The organism is Fulvivirga sp. M361 (genome assembly GCF_007097395.1).
GTDB lineage: Bacteria > Bacteroidota > Bacteroidia > Cytophagales > Cyclobacteriaceae > Fulvivirga.
The window spans coordinates 1-17,247 of the sequence record NZ_VKDC01000009.1 but is presented as its reverse complement, the minus strand read 5'-3'; the positions used below and the strand labels follow the sequence as shown (position 1 = coordinate 17,247).

22 protein-coding genes are annotated in these 17,247 nt (G+C 39.7%); 6 read left to right on the top strand and 16 right to left on the bottom strand.

Annotated elements, in window-relative coordinates; genetic code table 11:
* Position 1 precedes the first annotated feature (1 nt).
* The 6 genes from FNH22_RS12100 to FNH22_RS12080 all read right to left on the bottom strand — a co-directional run bounded on the left by FNH22_RS12100 (position 2) and on the right by FNH22_RS12080 (position 6,832).
* The gene (locus FNH22_RS12100) at positions 2 to 2,179 is read right to left on the bottom strand and encodes a DUF3857 domain-containing protein (protein ID WP_143398648.1); all 2,178 of its coding nucleotides are present in this window, start codon (positions 2,177 to 2,179) and stop codon (positions 2 to 4) included.
* Entirely contained in the window at positions 2,176 to 4,077 is a 1,902-nt protein-coding gene (locus FNH22_RS12095) for a transglutaminase-like domain-containing protein (RefSeq protein WP_143398647.1), read from the bottom strand. The genes FNH22_RS12100 and FNH22_RS12095 overlap by 4 nt, the downstream gene beginning before the upstream one ends.
* 478 nt (positions 4,078 to 4,555) lie before the next feature.
* Positions 4,556 to 4,732 carry a hypothetical protein gene (locus FNH22_RS32000; RefSeq protein ID WP_185154198.1) on the bottom strand — a complete coding sequence of 59 codons (177 nt, stop codon included), beginning with the start codon at positions 4,730 to 4,732 and terminating at the stop codon, positions 4,556 to 4,558.
* A gap of 4 nt (positions 4,733 to 4,736) precedes the next feature.
* Complete coding sequence (locus FNH22_RS12090) at positions 4,737 to 5,132, bottom strand: hypothetical protein (protein WP_143398646.1); 396 nt, start codon at positions 5,130 to 5,132, stop codon at positions 4,737 to 4,739.
* 52 nt (positions 5,133 to 5,184) lie between these two features.
* A complete protein-coding gene (locus FNH22_RS12085) occupies positions 5,185 to 5,775 on the bottom strand; it encodes a DUF6155 family protein (protein WP_143398645.1) in 591 nt (196 codons plus the stop codon).
* 109 nt (positions 5,776 to 5,884) lie between these two features.
* A complete protein-coding gene (locus tag FNH22_RS12080; RefSeq protein WP_143398644.1) occupies positions 5,885 to 6,832 on the bottom strand; it encodes a D-2-hydroxyacid dehydrogenase in 948 nt (315 codons plus the stop codon).
* Positions 6,833 to 6,910: 78 nt separating this feature from the next.
* On the opposite strand from FNH22_RS12080, the gene FNH22_RS12075 reads away from it, so the two are divergent.
* On the top strand, positions 6,911 to 7,690 hold the full coding sequence (locus FNH22_RS12075; RefSeq protein WP_143398643.1) for an alpha/beta fold hydrolase: 780 nt from the start codon (positions 6,911 to 6,913) through the stop codon (positions 7,688 to 7,690).
* A gap of 247 nt (positions 7,691 to 7,937) precedes the next feature.
* On the opposite strand, the gene FNH22_RS12070 is transcribed toward FNH22_RS12075, so the two are convergent.
* The 5 genes from FNH22_RS12070 to FNH22_RS12050 all read right to left on the bottom strand — a co-directional run bounded on the left by FNH22_RS12070 (position 7,938) and on the right by FNH22_RS12050 (position 10,098).
* Complete coding sequence (locus FNH22_RS12070; protein WP_143398642.1) at positions 7,938 to 8,294, bottom strand: hypothetical protein; 357 nt, start codon at positions 8,292 to 8,294, stop codon at positions 7,938 to 7,940.
* The gene (locus FNH22_RS12065; protein WP_143398641.1) at positions 8,284 to 8,700 is read right to left on the bottom strand and encodes an acyl-CoA thioesterase; all 417 of its coding nucleotides are present in this window, start codon (positions 8,698 to 8,700) and stop codon (positions 8,284 to 8,286) included. The genes FNH22_RS12070 and FNH22_RS12065 overlap by 11 nt, the downstream gene beginning before the upstream one ends.
* 108 nt (positions 8,701 to 8,808) lie before the next feature.
* Positions 8,809 to 9,480 carry a uracil-DNA glycosylase family protein gene (locus tag FNH22_RS12060; RefSeq protein ID WP_143398640.1) on the bottom strand — a complete coding sequence of 224 codons (672 nt, stop codon included), beginning with the start codon at positions 9,478 to 9,480 and terminating at the stop codon, positions 8,809 to 8,811.
* Positions 9,477 to 9,899 (bottom strand): DUF4174 domain-containing protein, encoded by a 423-nt coding sequence (locus FNH22_RS12055; protein ID WP_143398639.1) that lies wholly within the window; start codon positions 9,897 to 9,899, stop codon positions 9,477 to 9,479. The genes FNH22_RS12060 and FNH22_RS12055 overlap by 4 nt, the downstream gene beginning before the upstream one ends.
* Complete coding sequence (locus tag FNH22_RS12050) at positions 9,889 to 10,098, bottom strand: hypothetical protein (protein WP_143398638.1); 210 nt, start codon at positions 10,096 to 10,098, stop codon at positions 9,889 to 9,891. The genes FNH22_RS12055 and FNH22_RS12050 overlap by 11 nt, the downstream gene beginning before the upstream one ends.
* 268 nt (positions 10,099 to 10,366) lie before the next feature.
* Between FNH22_RS12050 and FNH22_RS12045 the strand changes: the two genes are divergently transcribed.
* Together FNH22_RS12045 and FNH22_RS12040 are read left to right on the top strand one after the other, a co-directional pair.
* Complete coding sequence (locus FNH22_RS12045; RefSeq protein WP_143398637.1) at positions 10,367 to 10,948, top strand: hypothetical protein; 582 nt, start codon at positions 10,367 to 10,369, stop codon at positions 10,946 to 10,948.
* 200 nt (positions 10,949 to 11,148) lie between these two features.
* A complete protein-coding gene (locus FNH22_RS12040; protein WP_143398636.1) occupies positions 11,149 to 11,364 on the top strand; it encodes a hypothetical protein in 216 nt (71 codons plus the stop codon).
* 166 nt (positions 11,365 to 11,530) lie between these two features.
* On the opposite strand, the gene FNH22_RS12035 is transcribed toward FNH22_RS12040, so the two are convergent.
* On the bottom strand, positions 11,531 to 11,866 hold the full coding sequence (locus tag FNH22_RS12035) for a T9SS type A sorting domain-containing protein (protein WP_143398635.1): 336 nt from the start codon (positions 11,864 to 11,866) through the stop codon (positions 11,531 to 11,533).
* Positions 11,867 to 12,012: 146 nt separating this feature from the next.
* On the opposite strand from FNH22_RS12035, the gene FNH22_RS12030 reads away from it, so the two are divergent.
* Together FNH22_RS12030 and FNH22_RS12025 are read left to right on the top strand one after the other, a co-directional pair.
* Positions 12,013 to 12,333: a hypothetical protein gene (locus FNH22_RS12030; protein WP_143398634.1), complete on the top strand. Its 321-nt coding sequence runs from the start codon at positions 12,013 to 12,015 to the stop codon at positions 12,331 to 12,333.
* Between the two features lie 227 nt (positions 12,334 to 12,560).
* The gene (locus tag FNH22_RS12025) at positions 12,561 to 12,728 is read left to right on the top strand and encodes a sigma factor-like helix-turn-helix DNA-binding protein (protein WP_143398633.1); all 168 of its coding nucleotides are present in this window, start codon (positions 12,561 to 12,563) and stop codon (positions 12,726 to 12,728) included.
* A gap of 27 nt (positions 12,729 to 12,755) precedes the next feature.
* Here the strand turns inward: FNH22_RS12025 and FNH22_RS12020 are convergent, their stop codons facing one another.
* The 3 genes from FNH22_RS12020 to FNH22_RS12010 all read right to left on the bottom strand — a co-directional run bounded on the left by FNH22_RS12020 (position 12,756) and on the right by FNH22_RS12010 (position 14,474).
* Positions 12,756 to 13,112 (bottom strand): hypothetical protein, encoded by a 357-nt coding sequence (locus tag FNH22_RS12020; protein ID WP_143398632.1) that lies wholly within the window; start codon positions 13,110 to 13,112, stop codon positions 12,756 to 12,758.
* Between the two features lie 124 nt (positions 13,113 to 13,236).
* Positions 13,237 to 13,866 carry an N-acetylmuramoyl-L-alanine amidase gene (locus FNH22_RS12015; protein WP_143398631.1) on the bottom strand — a complete coding sequence of 210 codons (630 nt, stop codon included), beginning with the start codon at positions 13,864 to 13,866 and terminating at the stop codon, positions 13,237 to 13,239.
* Between the two features lie 278 nt (positions 13,867 to 14,144).
* Positions 14,145 to 14,474, bottom strand: coding sequence for a hypothetical protein (locus tag FNH22_RS12010; protein WP_143398630.1), 330 nt, complete (start codon positions 14,472 to 14,474; stop codon positions 14,145 to 14,147).
* 1,347 nt (positions 14,475 to 15,821) lie between these two features.
* On the opposite strand from FNH22_RS12010, the gene FNH22_RS12005 reads away from it, so the two are divergent.
* A complete protein-coding gene (locus FNH22_RS12005; RefSeq protein ID WP_143398629.1) occupies positions 15,822 to 16,331 on the top strand; it encodes a DUF3124 domain-containing protein in 510 nt (169 codons plus the stop codon).
* A gap of 461 nt (positions 16,332 to 16,792) precedes the next feature.
* Here FNH22_RS12005 and FNH22_RS12000 read toward each other — a convergent pair whose 3' ends face one another.
* Positions 16,793 to 17,116, bottom strand: a complete 324-nt coding sequence (locus FNH22_RS12000) for a hypothetical protein (protein ID WP_185154197.1) — start codon at positions 17,114 to 17,116, stop codon at positions 16,793 to 16,795.
* Positions 17,117 to 17,247 lie beyond the last annotated feature (131 nt).

The window sequence follows — 17,247 nt, the reverse complement described above, 5'->3', positions numbered from 1 at the left end:
ATCATCCGTTCTTTTTCAAAAGAACTTTCACATCAGCAAAATCGTCAGCCGCTTGAATAAACTCCAGCATTTCGCCCCAGGTTTCCTTTTTTTCAAAGTTTGACATATACTTTTTGGTAGACTTTAGTTTTAACCAACCGTCTGCTATTTGTGCTGAGCTTGAGAACCCGCCTCTTTCATTTTCTACATCAAAATTTAATTTCTCTAACCCTTGAACCTGGAAGCCTTCCGGGATTTTAAGGTCTATGTTATACTCATAAGACCTGGCATAAGGCATGTATATATCGAACCCCCTTGTTTTGTTGGCTTCATCTACTTGAATTTGTTCGTCAATTAGCTTTCCTACTTCCAATATATAGTTTTTCCCTACCTTTTTTAGAGCTCCTTTTACGACAGCGTTATAATTACATATAAACTCTGGTGTTTCATGAAAACGACCCGTTTGAACGACCTCAAAATCTGAAACTTCTTCAATATCCAGGGCCAGATCATTTTCTAACATTGTTTTTAAATTCTGAGAAAAGGAATCATCTCTTTCGGACAAATATTCTTTACGTTTCTTAAGCAGTAGCTCCTTTTTCTTTTTTGAGGTTTTATAAAACTCTGCCTCTTCAGGATAGCTTTTAAACTCTTCTTTCTTTATGGTATAGAAGTCGGTGAGGTATTTTTGATAATAATCTTGTCCGGCGCCCTGAACGGATTTCTTCACTTTGGCATTAAGCAGACCGGTTTCCAGATCATCAATGGTATATGAAAAAGTAGATATGGTCTTGTTATTTTCAGAGGATACAACAGGCACCCTTTGTTTTTTTAACTTCCAGCCGTGAGAAGGCAGAAGGCCATCAACAGCATATACCTCTGTACCTTGCAGGTCTGTATCTATTTCTCCATAGTAAGCGTGTGTATCAAAATAACTAAGATACACGGGTTTCTCCCCCTGGTTCACCTTGATCATGTACGTCAATTCATTTTCCAGAATCAAATCATTAATGCCTGAAATGTATCTCGGTACTCCGATCAGGATCTCATGCTTTATTTTTTTGTCTTTGTAATAATCACTCAACTCTCTAATGAATTTGTACTTATCTACGGCACTTTCCCTGTTTCCATAGTTCAATACGTTTTTCTCCCGGTACTTTGAATGGTCAATGAATCTCAACGCATAAAATGCTTTCTCCGCCAACTCTTCTTTATCGCGAATTGATTTGTAATACTTTTTCATGAAGTCAGAGAGATCATATATAAGGTATGACCGGTTAAAAGCATATTTCATGAAGCTTACAATCTCCTCTTGCGATACTTTTGACTTTAAAACACCCGGGCGGCCTATAAATGTTGGAGCAGATGCGGCCATGGAAGAAGCATAGGTCACTTTAAATTTTACCGTAGGTATGGCCCTGTAGTTGTGCATCCAAAGGTCTTCATCCACTCTTTCCCGATCTTTATCGATCAGTGAATACTTATTTTTATCGTTTTTAGCGTCCTGGGTTAGTTTGAAATCCGGGGCTCCGTTGAGTGATTTAAGGTTAATAAAACAACGACGGAGCACATCGAAGGTGATCTTCTGATGCATTATGGGATAGTAGTCGTGTAATTCAAATATTGCCGGATCGAAGCTAAAATACTTCGTTGAATAAAGGTTAATAACCCGCTGTTCAGCTATGTAGTAGTCAATAATATCATTTACTTCCAAACCTGGTATGGCTATTTTAAACCTATCCAGATTACTCCCGTTTAGCTCGGCCTTTTCCTTGACCATATCCTTAAGCGATATTATTATTTCCTCTCCACCAGGTTTTATGATCTTGAACCCGGCGTAAAAATTGAATTTCAAATTTTGAAATGTCCCGCTTCCGGTTACACTAAATTCACTATATTTCTCTACCGCATTTGACGATTGCAATTTAATGCGATAATGATTGTACCTATCGTAATTAAGTGTGCTGACGATCGCTTCTTTTCTATACGATAGAAAATGTTCTTTGGCTATTATAACAGCTGACTCGTCATTCCATTTTTCAGGTGTTTTTACGGTTTTAAAAGACTTGTCAGATTGCTTCCACATAAGAGCGGCTATCTCCCCGGCCTTTTTTTTATCCGGATTGATTCCTTCTGCAAAACTTTGAACGGACTTTGTGATAGCTGTAATGGCTAACACTGTATAAAGTAGATATTTCATTTTTCTGCCAGAATAATTTGGTCGTCATAAAATTTGCTGAGGTTCCCAATAGCTTTGTTCCATTCCTCAAATTCTTCTATTCCCAGGTAAGTATCCAGGATGTTTAGCTTTCTGTTATAAATAATTTTTTCGCCTCTGACTTCATAGCTCAAGTCAAATTCGAAATGGCTGTTGGCAATTTTTAACGGATCAGGAAGATATTTGACATTGAATTTATCGGGGATGCTCAGTTCGGCATTTACTATTTTACTCGATTTGTTGGTGAGCTTATATGGGGCCTTGCGGTCAGTATCGATAAGTTGATTGTAAAAGTCTTTTTTAAAATCGAGTTCAATGTACACTTCTTCATCAAATGTCTGTATTTGGTTTTCCAGTGAAATGGAATAATCAAAAATAAGGGCCGAGTCTCGCTCAAATACGGTATTCGCGTTTAAAGAAACTAAATCCGGATTGGCATTCCCGGCTGCCACAGACTTGTAGAACAAGTCGTGTTTTTCCTTTGGCACGGCAGCGAAAAGATTGATCAGATTTTTTTTAAGTTCTCCGTTTATTTGCTCAACTCCATTGGCTTCGAGTTGACCATCCAATATTTCAAAGCTTAAGTGTGTCTTGTGTTCATAATTTTCAATGGATTCATCCGGGATCTCATTTACAATAAAGGAGTCTCCGTCCTCTATGAGTACTTGCTTGCCCTGTATTCGTTCAGCCACATAACCCAGTTGATTGTACTTTTCGGTAGCATCGAGGTATAAAAAACCATTATGCTGTTTAATAGCACAGATCATATGATTATCAACCGCCAATGATGGGATTTCGTAAGTATAAGCTAAATGATTGGTGCCTAACCATGCTAGTCTGGCATCGAAGCCGGCTAGGGTCAGAAGATCTTTTGTAAGGTTAGCCATTCCTTTGCAGTCACCATAACGTTTGCTTAATACGTGGTGGGAGTCTTCAGGTTTAAAGCCGGCCAGTCCATTTTCATAAGCTATGTATTTTACATTGTCCTGGACCCAGTAATAAATGGACCTGATTTTTTCCTGATCGCTCATGGAATCTGAAATGATTTGATCGAGCACCGGTACGAGCTCGTTTTCCATCCGTTTGTTTTTTGATGTAAGCGAATTGTACCAGTTGTACAAGCTTTGTAGAGAAGAAATGACGTCCACCTCTTTATTTTCAACCGTATACTTTTTTGTTCGAATAACTATATGAGGCATGAAGTGGGAGCTGCCAGGCTGATGCTCATAATTAGGGTATGGTTCCAGCTGAGTACATGTATAGGTGAACTCTTTATACGTTGCATTTTCACTGACCTTTTTTACTATTTCGAACCCCTGGAAGTTGATCTCCAATAGTTCCACATCTACCCAAAGCGGTATTTTGAAGGTAATACTTCGTTCCATGGTGGGTATTTCGTCATGAAAATAGGCTGTGGTGAGGTATTTCGCATCTAAATAAGTTTTATTGGCTGATGCAGATCTCGTCTCACCCTTTTGGGCGATATTAATTTTATAGGCACAAACTTGTGCGTCTGAATGAAAAATACCCTGTTGGTTATAGTGCCCACAGAATTTGTCAGGGGATATCAATCGACCCTTGTAGTTTCTTATTTCATAGTCACCTAAACGGACCTGGTCATTAAAATAAGTCCGGTCAACATGATTCACTCCATAGGTTAAGGCGATGTAGTCCTTTTGATCCACCTCCTCCACTTTAAGGGTCTTTGACGATTTCTCCAGAAAGAAAGTGAACGTGGTCTCATTTTTTTTTAACACTATATTCGCCTCGTCAAATTGCTTCTTAAGCGTCTCTGAAAGGGTAACGTCTGCCGGGCTTATTTTTTGAGAAAAGCCGTTAGAAAAGAGGAGTACCAGGAGTAATAGAAGCCAACTTCGCATAATTTTTTATTGGGAGAAAAAAATCATAATTCTAAAAGGTCGCATTAATTGCTCTTATGAATTTGTAAACAGTTGATCATAAGGAGATATGCTATATTTCTTCTACATATCTCTATTGCAAAAGCCGTTACATACCACCCTTCCATTCCATAGTTAGCGTGGCTGATTCCTTTCATACAATCTATTTAATTGGTTAGCCAAAGTAAGTTTGATTTAGATAGAATCCAAAAAATCCATCAGCATTCCAGGTGATTTTCGTCACTTATTCGGAAGGTAGGTTACATGGCCAAACATCGCTTGCAGCTTAAGAATGATCCCTATTGTTTGAACCAGGTTACGGATTTAGAATATAAAGAGTGGAACTGCCCGGGAGGATAAGATGATCGAGATATGAAGTTGTTAAAACCCACCCTATATTTTATCTATTCAGCAGGTATATTTTAATGTCTTTGAGCCCACTAATCGCAATCACCTTTTACTAATTGCACGGGTCCTTCAAGGCTTCAATGTCAAAACATATTGAACCAAAATCCATGGTACTTATGTGCAGTAAAGTTCCATTATTGCTGATTCGAAACTCTCTTAATGTTATTCCCTGTACGTCCACCAGGTTATCGTCAAAGGAAGGGCAAAAAGGGCCATTGACCTGATCCATTGTTCTATTTAGTATACAGAAACAGAATCTCGTTGATATTACAATGAAACGTTTTTTTATCACTATAGTGAGTGGCAAAGTGAGCTATATCAATGTCAATATTGTTATAACTGCTGGGTGTGTCTTTTATAAAGTTTCTTAAGCTATCAAGCTGTCTGATGACCATATTCAGAGGCCGGTCTTTTTCCATATTTTCTTTAGTGGAGCCAGGTAATTCGTAGAACCTGGGCCCATTTTCACTGAACATTATATTATAACCCGCCACATAGTAATGACCGAGTTGATAAATTCTGTTTAGACCATTTAGAGTTATTTCATTATAAACGGTCAGTTCTTTCTGAGCATTCAAAATCAACGGTATCAGCATAAATAAAACTGAGAAGCTCATAGTTTTTCTCATAGTCTGTTTGATTAAAGGAAGTATGCTCCAATTTTCCGGATTTGGTAAATGCCTACCGGTCGGTTCTCGTCGTATTTTCATTTTGGACATGTTTTGCGCTTTCGTATTTTGCCATTAACTCCTCTAGTCTATCTTTGTGTCCGTATCCCTCGAATGCATTTTTGATAATAGCTTGTACGTTCCTCTTCTGGTTTTCGAATGATCGACTTCTTATCATCTTATTCAATGTTTGATCAAATCGTTCCTCCACGTATTCATAATATTCCTCTCCAAAATCTCCGCCAAAACATATCGCACAGCTATTCGCTTGGTATAAACTATATAATTCCAATTCAATTTGATCTTTAGTATTGTCACATACAGAGGAAAACTGTTTAAGCAATCGGTTCACCTTCTCAAGGTCTAATCCACCTTCAAAATTTCCATCTGGCCACAACGCATTTGTGATTTTATGCTTGTAACCTTCAATTATTTCGACGTGTTCCTTTTTCTTCTTATTTGATAATCCGTAAAATTCCCGGACAACTTTAAACTTTTTATAAAGAGCTATTATCTCCTCTAATAACTCTTCTTTGTTTTTTTGATCCAGTATTTTATGTAATTCTACAGGGTCCATGGTCATGAGTTTTGCTTGCGAAAGCATCTTTTCTATAATTTGAACGATTAAAACTTCTATAAATAACAGATCTGTATTCTTGAAAATAATAAAGATATTAGATCATGGCCAAATTGATAATAACGCAACCTAACTCCTAGTTTACCACATTTACCCAGGCCCCCTTCAAATACATACCTAGGTTATCCACGGCCCTGTTCATTAACCGCTGACGTGCTTCACGGCTTACCCAGGAGATGTGTGGCGTTACGATACAATTTTGAGCAGTCAGCAAAGGGTTATCCGGTACCGGGGGTTCTTTTGATAACACATCCAGGGCAGCACCGGCAATTTTGCCATCATTCAAATGAGCTGCCAGGTCTGCTTCGTCAATAATGGCGCCACGGCTGGTGTTGACCAGGAAAGCAGTAGGTTTCATTAGATCCAGTAGCTTTTTATCCACTACACCCAGTGTTTCAGGACTAAGTGAAGCATGAATAGATACCACATCTGCCTGCCGGAAGAGTTCTTCTAAAGAAACCAATTTACCCGCCTTTAAATGTGTGGCATGCTGTGAATGTACCAGTACATGCATGCCAAAAGCTGCTGCAATTTCACATACTTTTTTGCCGATGGCACCATAACCCATCACACCGATAGTTTTAGATTCCAATTCCACTAACGGAGCTTTGAAGTAACTGAAGTCAGCATTTTGTACCCACTCCTTATCATTTACACTTTTATCATGTAAACCAACTTTATTGGTAAGTTCCAGGATAAGGGCAAAGGTATGTTGTGCCACGGATACTGTACCGTATGCCGGTATGTTGGTAACCGTTATCCCCTGTTCTGAAGCTGCCTTAAGGTCTACATTGTCAAAGCCTGTAGCAGTTACGCCTATGTATTTTAAATCAGGCAGTTGACCCATCTCTTTAGCGGTTAACTTCACTTTGTTTATCATTAGGGCGTCTGCTTCAAGTGCGCGAGATACTACCTGGTCATGAGGTGTTCTGGCATAAACTTCCAGTTGACCTAATTCTTCGAGGGGTTGCCATGAGAGATCACCCGGGTTTAGGGTATGTCCGTCAAGTACTACTATTTTCATAAAACAATATTAACCAAATCTGAATAGCTATTTCAGTAGGATTAAACCATAAACGGCTATTTTTGAAGTGATACATACATGACAGATAACCTAAATACATACTATTACTCAAAAGGTAGCGGCACAACGGTAGTATTGGTACATGGTTTCTGCGAAACGAGCGACCTGTGGCACAACTTTTCTCATGAGTTAGCAGAAACCTATGAAGTGTTGGTGCCAGACCTGCCCGGCTTTGGCAAGAACGATTTACTGCCAGATGATTTCACTATCCGGGAAGTATCGGAGTGGCTCTATCGATGGCTGGTATCATTAGCAAAAAAGGAAGTCGTTATAATTGGTCATTCATTAGGGGGTTATGTGGGGCTGGAGCTGGCGAAACAGCACCCTGAAATGTTACTTGGCCTTGGCTTATTCCATTCCACGGCATTTGCTGATCCTGAAGAGAAAAAGCTCTTACGGAATAAGGTGATAGAATTTGTTGAAGAACAAGGAGTAAAGGTATTTGCAGACGCTTTTGTATCCCAATTGTTTTATGCTCCCAATCGAAAACACCTTGCAACCGAAGTGGATAAAGCTGTAGCCACAGCTGGTCAGACTCCACTAAATACACTGATACAATATACAAAAGCGATGCGTGACCGATTGGATAGGACAGACATTCTCAAATCGGGTATACCGCTCCTTTTCATTGCCGGAGAACAAGATACATCCGTACCATTGGAACGGTCAGAAGCCCAGTTACCGATGATAAAAAAAGGAAAAGCCCATATCCTCAAAAACACTGGTCATATGGGGATGTTCGAGGCCAGGGAAGAGGCACTTCAGGTGATTAAGGGTTTTTTGAAAAGCATATTGTAGCTTTTTATAAAGAGTCCATATAGATAATAGTAAAGTCGACGGTAAGCAACAAGCAGTCGGCAATAAACCATCGGGACATTTTTGATTACTGCTTACTGCTAACTCATTAGAAACGCTGGTCTCCAGATGTCACCGGCATATAGTCATCATGCGCACACTATGCTCCAGGCCCTTGTGACTCTGCTTTCAGTGAGGTCCCGGTAATCCCCTGATGTCAATAAAGTAAAATGTGCCCTGATCGAGATCCTTATGAACGCTTCTTCTGTTTCTTTTCGATTTTTTCCGGCAGTCTTTCCAGGAGTGTCCACCACTCTTCATTGTCGCGATAGCTTCGTACCGCCCCGGCACGAACGAGTATTTTTCTGAGTTCATCATCTTCAAAACCTCCTAAAGCTTTTTGCAATGTATCAAAACGCCGGTCCGTGTAACCTTTATGTGAAAGATAGTAACGGGCAGTCCGTTCAGCCATGTGTTCTGTTTTAAGCTCCTCAATTTTGAGCTCATAAGCATGTCGCTGTCTGCTAAGTTGGATCAAATAAGAGATGAGTCCACCTACTGTTACACCCGCTAGTGAAGAGATAATTCCGAGATACTCAGGCTTCATTCTTATCAGGATTACTTTGTTGATTCAGGCGGTCCGCAACATATTCTATTTCCGTTTTGCCGTGTGGTACGGGAACGCCGTTTTCATCCAGGCTTACGAATACGATCTTATCTACTTTAAGGATCGTTTTATGGGTTAGCTTATTACGTACTTCGCACGTAATGGTCAGTGAGGTACGACCAAATTGAGTGGCTTTCATACCCAGTTCTACAATGTCACCCTGTCTGGCAGAACTTACGAAGTTGATCTCTGAAATGTATTTTGTAACACATCGTCGGTTTTCCAACTGTATGACCGCATAGATAGCTGCTTCTTCATCAATCCAGCGTAGCAGACTGCCGCCAAATAGTGTACCATTGGCATTCAGATCTTCCGGCTTTACCCATTTTCTTGTGTGAAAGTTCATATTGGTTTTGTCAGCTTTCGTCCATTAGTACTATCTAAAATACACCATTTGCGATTGTAATAGAAAAATGTCAGAGGGCAAAGTTTCCGGTGAGCAGAAATCCATCGCTCAATGTGTTCCCATTAACTTCTCATTATAAAGATGGATGAATTCTTCCTTCCTTTTTAGCCTGTATTGCATGATCCACCTTGGGTGAGGTAGCGGCTCAATGGTCTCAAAGAGTTGGTGCTTTTTGTTGATCTTATGTAAGTAGGTAATATTTTTTCCCATGCCCAGGCTATACGCTACGGGTGCTGCCCCAAAAGCGATCTGTTTCTTTAGCTCGGCCACCATATAAGGTTCCAATATTTCCTGCAGTTCTTTGATATCGTAGTAATTGAGGTTTTTCCCGTCCATTACAAATCCTAAAGGGCATACAGAAGTAATGTAAAAACGATTATAAAACTCATCTGGCCCGCAGAGTGTATGAATCATTTCATATACAAAACGAGAAGAAAGTTCAGATTTCTTAGGCATGGTGTTGGGAATACTCAGGTCTTCTTCTAGGCGAACAGGGTCTGTAAATGGTATACCTGTTGATCCTCCACCCAACCTGCCCGGATTGATGCCAATAAGAAATGTTCTTTCCTTTTGGTCACTGTAAAACCTGCGGTAGAATTGCTCTACTAATGTGATTACCTCCATTTCACCGAATGGATAAAGGATCTCTACACCGTTTGGGAGACCATTGGGTTGTTTGAGTGTTTTATAATACTCAATAATTTTTTCTCCAAAATTCATTGCTTGATTTTCATTTCCCGGCGCCGCATTGGCATCCGGTCAATGATGGCAAACAGCTCCTGGGGTTTCACTACGTTATCAGAGGTGAATTTAAGACCTCCATCTTTACCAATGAGTGAAAAGCGGAAAGATTTATCTGTTGAGCCATAGGTTTTGAGAAGGTAGTCCAGCTCTTTTTGTGAGAGTAATTTTTGTTTGGGGTCGTATCCATGGTCCTCGAAAAGGTGAAATATGACAAGATCACGTTCGTCAAGGCCGGGAAGTGCCTCTTCCAATAGCCTCAGCTCTTCCTGATATTGATGACGTGCTGAGTCTGACTGCAATATAATTACACGGTGATGCCATTCGTATTCAGACAATACGGTATCCTGTATCAGCCAACTGACCAATGAGATAAACAAATACAAGCTACCTGACATCTTCGTACCATTTTTCTTCAAAAGTCTTTTTACTGGGAGTGCCCTTTTTTAATATGCTGAGTACCATCCATATGGTCAGTACATTAACTGTCAGGAAAGAAGCAAATACAAAAGGATAAGGTAGTCCAACGTAAGGACTTAGCGTGTAGAAAACCAAAAACAACGTAGTGATAACAATAGGGCTTTTAATTTTTTCCATCATTTTTCGAGTTAAAGTCCGACGCTAGTTCCTGTTATTATTATGCTCTGTCTTAAAAAAATATGATTAATGAAAGACGACTTTTACCGGTAAAATAAAAACAACAAATACCTTGAAGGTGTTTAAGAATTTTATTGACCCATTGATGTAAAAATAAGGCCGATTAAACCATTTTATGTCCTTTAATAACTTTTAGCTAAACAAGCGAAACATCTTCTAGCCCTTTTCACGTGTATATAGTTGGTCAAACAACAACAAATGAATAGGTATGAAATCATTAATTGCGCTGGCAATTGTGCTCGTAGTGGGCTCGGTTGCATTCGGAACAGATTCCGATAAAAAGGCGAAGAATGCATCTTTCAGGTTGGTGTCAGCACAAGACACCATGACAGAGTTTGGGCTTGTTTACGCAGACAAGAACAATCGTAAGATGCTCAGTAGAGTTGCTAAAAGTCATTCCACGGTTCATCAAAGTAACGATGGTGCCTCACCTTCCTTCAACTTTGAAAATCTACCTAAGAGAAATTACTTTACCAAGCTAAGCGACTCTAAGAATTACAGAGAGGTTAGTTTCATGCACAACATTCCCGGTACTGCTGAGTTTACCGAATCCAAAACAGACATTCCGAACGTAAATGACGTCAAAAAATTCCCATTGGTAGTAGCTAAATACAACGCACTTCCTGTGAATGTCAAGAATTATTATCACCAGAATACCCCGGTGTTTTCGGAGGTGATTATAGAACAAGAGAGTTCCAGAAAAATATATGATTTAAGTCAATTGGAAGGGAATTCTTTCCAATTTGATATAAAAAATAGAAATCACGTCGTAACTATGAGTACGAAATAAAATACTTGTTTTGTTTAGGTTAAAAAGAGGCCAATCACCAAACGAGGTGATCTGGCCTCAATTTTTTACAGTTCTAACTACTGACAAAAGTCATTTTTTCAATTCCTGTTACACTCTGCCGGTAGCTTTCTCCCATAAACCATCGTTATTAAGTCTTTAGGTAGTATTTTTAGTGGTAAATCTATTTCTGATAGAGGTCTATGAACACGTTTCTGGTATTTGCTATTGTAGTGTTGCTATTGCAGGTCGGCTTGTTTTTCATGATACGTAAGAAAAAGAAAGAACAAAAAAGAAATAGCATCGTGGAGAAGTACAACATTAAATCAGCCTCTGATGCTTTCCGGCTTATTCAGGATAATTCTGTTCCACAGGAGGACAGGGATAAGATTGAGCTTTTGTACAAGGGAGAAGAGTAATTCTTGACAAACTAAAACCTCTTATCGTCTTTGCATGGAATGGTACCGGAAAAAGCCGGACCCTCAGGTCAAAAAGGTGAAAGAAATGGCCAACATAAACAAAAAAACCCGGCCGCTTACACGACCAGGCTTCAATCCCCCCTTCTCCACAAAATCAACTTTATCTTTATCGTACCACTACCCTCTTAGTTTTTTGAACGTTTCCTACGCTTATCTGTGCCATGTATACTCCTGCCTCTAATTTACCGTCAAGTGCCAGTGTGGCAGCGTGACCTTTTGCAGTAGTTTCGTATACCACTGTACCTTCTAAATTGGTGATGTTGATCACTACATCCTCTGTGCTGTCCGTGCTGCTGATTTCCCAGGTTAATGTAATGGTATTCTCCTTAGCTTCAGCCTGGAAGTGCTCTACGGGAGTGTGTTGGGTTAAGCTGTTTACATTCGCTTTAACGGCACTTAAACTTACTATCATCAGGACGGCTATTATTAGTATATTTTTCATCTTACTCTCTGTTTCGTTTCTTTCAAATCAACAATTCAAAGTTAGGCTGTAGGTAATGGCTATATAAGAGTTAAAAAGCGTAGTTTTTGCTAGGCGGTTTTGCTTAGGCGGTGCTACGGTAGATTACCGGAAAGGGGGTAATTTCAATGTTAAGTGAGGTTTTTATCCGGTTTTTCACAGAAAACGTGAAAGGAGATATTCCTGAAGAAACACAATTAACCGGGTCCGGATTACAGCGCTTTGATATGGAAACTTGGTATCAATTGACTTCCGGACGCAAAAATATTAACTTTCATATATGTCAATTGAACAGAGAAAGATCTCCCTCATTAACTGGATCACAAACCCGTCTGTTTTATCGGAATTATACGGCATATCTTAAACTGTTGCTTATCTGGGACAACAGGCAAAACCCAGCTGAACTGATCGAAAAGTTAACGGATGTTAATAAACACCAACAGCTATAAGTTGATCCTTCTGGAGCGCATTTAGCAAAGCGTAATGCGTTCCCATTTTCTTCTAAGCTCGAGCCTTTAGCATCATGCGCAATACGTTCATTAATAACTACCGCAAAATGCAAAAGGGTAAGACCTTTTTAGATGACACCAAGGACAGCTAGTATCTTAATGTACCGGATAATCATACGTTCAATACATCGGACGGTAATAATGAATACAATGATATAAACATATGCATGAATGAGATCAAAGATGTCTTACTCATTCCTTTCAAGCTTTATACGGAAGGTTATAAATATCATGAGATTGCCGATGAGCTCAATATTCCTATCGGCACGGTGAAAAACAGGATATTTCACGCCAGGAAACAGATCCGGGAAAAACTCATTGATTATCGTAACTAATCTACTATCAAGCCTGGAAAGCAGGCGTTACTTTGTCGTATTTTTGATATGATCATACGATAGGTTCATAGTGTAATATTCTTTTGTTACTTTATAGTCTGTTTCAAATTCTGCTATATTTTCATAGATCACCATTCTCATTATCTTAAAAGTGACTTCTTTGGCTTTGTTCAACGAGAGCATAATGTCATAATGCATACAAAATAGATTGTCATTGGGTGAGCTTGTAAATCGTCTGCACATAATGGTGCAATTAGTTGTATGAGCGTTTTTTAATACAAGTTGACGTTCTTCAGCACTAGCAACATGTTGCATGGCTAAATAATCATGTAGTCTTTTGTAAAGTGGATTTGACATAAAATCTTTTCTTTCTAATTCAATCATTTTTCTTGAGGTTAATGGTTAATAAAATAAACGGTAGCATAATCCTGACCTTATGGAGACAATTTTGACTGTTCGTCCAAGCGCCTTTTGGCAGCCTTCAGCTTAGTTTTGAGGAAAGTGACGGTCATGCTCTGGTACTGATCAGTTCATTGCGCAGGCGATCCAGTGGAAAGGCGGGTCCGGGGTCGATCTTACAGCCTGGGGATATTTCGTTATGACCAACTATTTCTTTGATGTTATACGCTCTACACAGCAAATGGCACACCTTCCAGGTCACATAAAGTTGCATTTCAGTATAAGCGTGCCAATACTCGCACTTTGATTGGCTTTCATTATTTTGCTCTATTTTGTATACCTCCCCCGCATTGTACTTCTTACCAAACCAGCTATAATAGTTGAGCTTTCTTTCTTCCAATTTACCGGCATTATCGAGTTCTATACCGATCGAAAAACGATTCAGGTTTTTTCGACCTTCCCATTCGCTACGACCTGCATGCCAAGCCATGTAATTAAAAGCAATCATTTGGTAAATCTTACCCGTACGGCCAATGACCAGATGAGCAGAGGATTTCACTCTAGGATTGGTCAATGTTTTAACGCTGGTAAGTGCATTACGCCCTCCGGTATAATGGATCACGATGGTGTCAGGCTGCCCTATAGGGAACTTACCAGAAGTTTTAGGCGTATGATGGTTATGGTCTATCCTCATTTTAAGCCAATTCGGGCTTTTGAGTAAGTGATTTTCAATTTTCATAATTCAGGGTCTGGAGTTTTAAAAATCTGTTCGAATTGTGTCAAAACATGTCGCAATTCGTCATAGGTAAATTGATTAATAGGCTTCTTGTGCTTCGAATGCTTACTTTCACACCACGCCGATACGTGAGTGTAATTGATTCCTCTTCGGGGTGCTGTCACAGGCCTTGTAGTTAAAAGTGATTCTTTTCGTCAGGAGCTGAAAACCTGCGTGTGGTCTGGGTTTATGTACAATAACTTCTTCACTTTTGAATAAGCGCCTTACGATGAAACAGAAAGCTAAAAATAGCCTTTCCGGCATCTTATGAAGTTCTTTTCCTTTTTGCCGTAGGGTACTGTCTCAGTTCCTCCAATGCGCACAGTCGCTCTCATGGAGGTTTCATATATGGCCTGAAATAAGCATAGGTATTGACTATCGGTACGGTACATACATACCATCAAACATTTGTGAAGGTGGGTAAAGTGTTCTTTGACCAAGCTGCTGAGCGCCTCTTCATACAGTGCTGTATTATCCATGCACCAGTCACAAAATAGCTTTAACTTACGTAAAAAGGCCCTTACGGTGTTTACACAGAACTTAGGGAGTCCTTCTACATTCATTGTTTTCATAGCATAGTGGGTAAAAGGCCGTCTTGTTTTGAAAGCCAAGATTCACCAGATCTTTAGATTGAATCAGAGCAACTAAACGCATCCAACCTGCCAACCTGGTGTAATCATGCATATAATGACGGATCAACGCTACGTCCTTAAATCAGCACGCATGGCGCTATCGCTATATGTGCGCCAGGGAGAATATAATAGATCATCAAAAAGTCCCATGTCGATTGAAAATTTAAGTTAAGAAAAAGGTTTTTCGGAAATATATGTCCATTTTAAATACTGCGTAATTTCTGTTTTGATTTAAACCACATACACTTGAGGTCCAAATGTTCTTACATAGAGGTCATTATCATTGCAGTAACCAATTCGAAATTCAGCAATGTATGCGTCTGCTGAAATAACACTGCTTGGGAAAGAAACTGAGGCAGATCCGGATATTCTGCCAGAACTACTGTGCCCAGATGTCATACTCAATGGTCATTGTTTGAAAATTCACTCTTGCCATGAATGTGCAAAATTGAGAAGATAATGGGCAAAACATCTAAGCGAAAAACAGCAAGATTCATGCAGAAAACAGCAAAGTTCATGCGAAAAACGGCAAATTTTGCTTTCGAAACAGTTGAATGAGGTCGAGGGGAATATAATTTAGAATCGATTAATTGATAATTGTAGCCCCTAATGAAAACGGCTTCTGGGATCAAAAAAAGCATGTAGTTAGAAAAACCAACGATGAACATGGACTACATATATCCCCGTCTGGCTTAAGCTTGCCCTTCCAGAGCGCATTTAGCAAAGCGTAATGCGTTCCTATTTTCTTTTAAGGTCGAATATTTAGCATCTGTAATGCGCATATGCTTGTTGAACTTATTTTGGATAGTTTTTATGATAAAACATTGCCGTATCATACCCCGAAAGCTACCTCTAAAGTACACCCGGATTACAAATCCTATCCCTAAATCAGCACGCATAGCGCTATCGCTATATGCGCGCCAGGGGGTGAAAGATGACATTTGAAGTAACCGGCCGGAGGCCTAATTGATAGTCGTCACTCGGAAACCCGAGCGACTGAGAGTGGCTTTTCTCAGGTTGAACTTATTTGTGAAAATTGACCTGCACAGATGGTTGGACAAACCTTTTGATCACCCGCCAAATCGAGCTAAAAATCAAACACAGGGGGTTCTGTTTTAATAAAGAGCATTTATATGCCTTATTTATGAGCTGAACCTAATAGTAGATCCAATCCGAAAACGTTTTGGACGCTATTGGTTAGTGTATTATAATTGGAAAAATAATTACAAAAAAAGTGCATTGTTACGTATATACTAAAACAGTATATACCATTTGAAAACCACACGAATGAGATCATATTTTATAATACTACTGATTGTATCCGGATTATGGAGTTGTGATAAACAAAAGGAAATAAGCTCAACCAGCCCTGAAACCTGGTCGAAGAAGACCATTGACATCAGCAAAAAAGATAGCCTGCAATACGGCAAATCATACCTTTCTATTTACTCCCAGATCTACAATTTATCAGAACATAACAGGTATAACCTCACGTCTATGGTAAGCTTGAGAAATATAAGCGACATGGACACGATATATATTCTAAAAGCGTCCTACTATGACACATACGGTAAATCCGTTAGAGTGTATTTTGACCACCCCATTTATTTAAGCCCTTTGGAAACGGCCGAAATAGTAATTGATGAAATCGATATTGAAGGAGGAACAGGTTCAAACTTTATTTTTGAATGGAAAATACCAAAAGGTTGTCCGGAACCCTTGTTTGAGGCAGTCATGAGCTCCACCATGGGAACACAGGGACTATCTTTTGTAACGCAGGGCATACGTATCCAATAGAGATAACAGGTGCTTCCCGCGGCTCCTTTTCCTTGTACTGGTCGCCCCTGAGCTGGTCATCGGCTAAGCGCAGCATCCCCTTGGAGTGCATTTAGCAAATCGTAACGCATTCCTATTTTCTTTTAAGGTCGAATATTTAGCATCTGTAATGCGCATATGCTTGATGAACTTATTTTGGATAGTTTTTATGGTAAAATATTGAGGTATCATACCCCGAAAGCTACCTCTAAAGTACACCCGGATTACAAATCCTATTCCTAAACCAGCATGCATGGCGCTATCGCTATATGCGCGCCAGGGGGTGAAAGATGACATTTGAAGTCTTAATTACTAAAACCGGCCGGAGGCCTAATTGATAGTCGTCACTCGGAAACCCGAGCGACTGAGAGTGCCTTATTTCGGTATTAAACGAGGCTTTTTTTATTGAACTGGTCGTCGGTTAAGCGCAGCGTTCCTACGACCTACAACCTGGATAGAGCGTCCGCTCGGGCTTCATTTACGGCAGCATTTTCTATCTGTGGACTAAGGTGAATATTCCGGATATCTCCTTCCGGAGCGTATTTAGCAAAGCGTAATGCGTTCCCATTTTCTTTTAAGATCGAACATTTAGCATTTGTAATGCGCATATTCTTGATGAACTTATTTTGGATAGTTTTTATGATAAAACATTGCCGTATCATACCCCGAAAGCTACCTCTAAAGTACACCCGGATTACAAATCCTATTCCTAAATCAGCCCGCATAGCGCTATCGCTATATGCGCGCCAGGGGGTGAAAGATGACATTTGAAGTAACCGGCCGGAGGCCTAATTGATAGTCGTCACTCGGAAACCCGAGCGACTGAGAGTGCCTTATTTCGGTATTAAACGAGGCTTTTTTTATTGAACTGGTCGTCGGTTAAGCGCAGCGTTCCTAC

What these genes read in the sequence shown, in the direction of transcription:
- FNH22_RS12100 (WP_143398648.1), bottom strand. Translation starts at nt 2,179, where the DNA reads ATGAAATATCTACTTTATACAGTGTTAGCCATTACAGCTATCACAAAG.
- FNH22_RS12095 (WP_143398647.1), bottom strand. Translation starts at nt 4,077, where the DNA reads ATGCGAAGTTGGCTTCTATTACTCCTGGTACTCCTCTTTTCTAACGGC.
- FNH22_RS32000 (WP_185154198.1), bottom strand. Translation starts at nt 4,732, where the DNA reads ATGGATCAGGTCAATGGCCCTTTTTGCCCTTCCTTTGACGATAACCTG.
- FNH22_RS12090 (WP_143398646.1), bottom strand. Translation starts at nt 5,132, where the DNA reads ATGAGAAAAACTATGAGCTTCTCAGTTTTATTTATGCTGATACCGTTG.
- FNH22_RS12085 (WP_143398645.1), bottom strand. Translation starts at nt 5,775, where the DNA reads ATGCTTTCGCAAGCAAAACTCATGACCATGGACCCTGTAGAATTACAT.
- FNH22_RS12080 (WP_143398644.1), bottom strand. Translation starts at nt 6,832, where the DNA reads ATGAAAATAGTAGTACTTGACGGACATACCCTAAACCCGGGTGATCTC.
- FNH22_RS12075 (WP_143398643.1), top strand. Translation starts at nt 6,911, where the DNA reads ATGACAGATAACCTAAATACATACTATTACTCAAAAGGTAGCGGCACA.
- FNH22_RS12070 (WP_143398642.1), bottom strand. Translation starts at nt 8,294, where the DNA reads ATGAAGCCTGAGTATCTCGGAATTATCTCTTCACTAGCGGGTGTAACA.
- FNH22_RS12065 (WP_143398641.1), bottom strand. Translation starts at nt 8,700, where the DNA reads ATGAACTTTCACACAAGAAAATGGGTAAAGCCGGAAGATCTGAATGCC.
- FNH22_RS12060 (WP_143398640.1), bottom strand. Translation starts at nt 9,480, where the DNA reads ATGAATTTTGGAGAAAAAATTATTGAGTATTATAAAACACTCAAACAA.
- FNH22_RS12055 (WP_143398639.1), bottom strand. Translation starts at nt 9,899, where the DNA reads ATGTCAGGTAGCTTGTATTTGTTTATCTCATTGGTCAGTTGGCTGATA.
- FNH22_RS12050 (WP_143398638.1), bottom strand. Translation starts at nt 10,098, where the DNA reads ATGGAAAAAATTAAAAGCCCTATTGTTATCACTACGTTGTTTTTGGTT.
- FNH22_RS12045 (WP_143398637.1), top strand. Translation starts at nt 10,367, where the DNA reads ATGAAATCATTAATTGCGCTGGCAATTGTGCTCGTAGTGGGCTCGGTT.
- FNH22_RS12040 (WP_143398636.1), top strand. Translation starts at nt 11,149, where the DNA reads ATGAACACGTTTCTGGTATTTGCTATTGTAGTGTTGCTATTGCAGGTC.
- FNH22_RS12035 (WP_143398635.1), bottom strand. Translation starts at nt 11,866, where the DNA reads ATGAAAAATATACTAATAATAGCCGTCCTGATGATAGTAAGTTTAAGT.
- FNH22_RS12030 (WP_143398634.1), top strand. Translation starts at nt 12,013, where the DNA reads ATGTTAAGTGAGGTTTTTATCCGGTTTTTCACAGAAAACGTGAAAGGA.
- FNH22_RS12025 (WP_143398633.1), top strand. Translation starts at nt 12,561, where the DNA reads ATGAATGAGATCAAAGATGTCTTACTCATTCCTTTCAAGCTTTATACG.
- FNH22_RS12020 (WP_143398632.1), bottom strand. Translation starts at nt 13,112, where the DNA reads ATGATTGAATTAGAAAGAAAAGATTTTATGTCAAATCCACTTTACAAA.
- FNH22_RS12015 (WP_143398631.1), bottom strand. Translation starts at nt 13,866, where the DNA reads ATGAAAATTGAAAATCACTTACTCAAAAGCCCGAATTGGCTTAAAATG.
- FNH22_RS12010 (WP_143398630.1), bottom strand. Translation starts at nt 14,474, where the DNA reads ATGAAAACAATGAATGTAGAAGGACTCCCTAAGTTCTGTGTAAACACC.
- FNH22_RS12005 (WP_143398629.1), top strand. Translation starts at nt 15,822, where the DNA reads ATGAGATCATATTTTATAATACTACTGATTGTATCCGGATTATGGAGT.
- FNH22_RS12000 (WP_185154197.1), bottom strand. Translation starts at nt 17,116, where the DNA reads ATGTCATCTTTCACCCCCTGGCGCGCATATAGCGATAGCGCTATGCGG.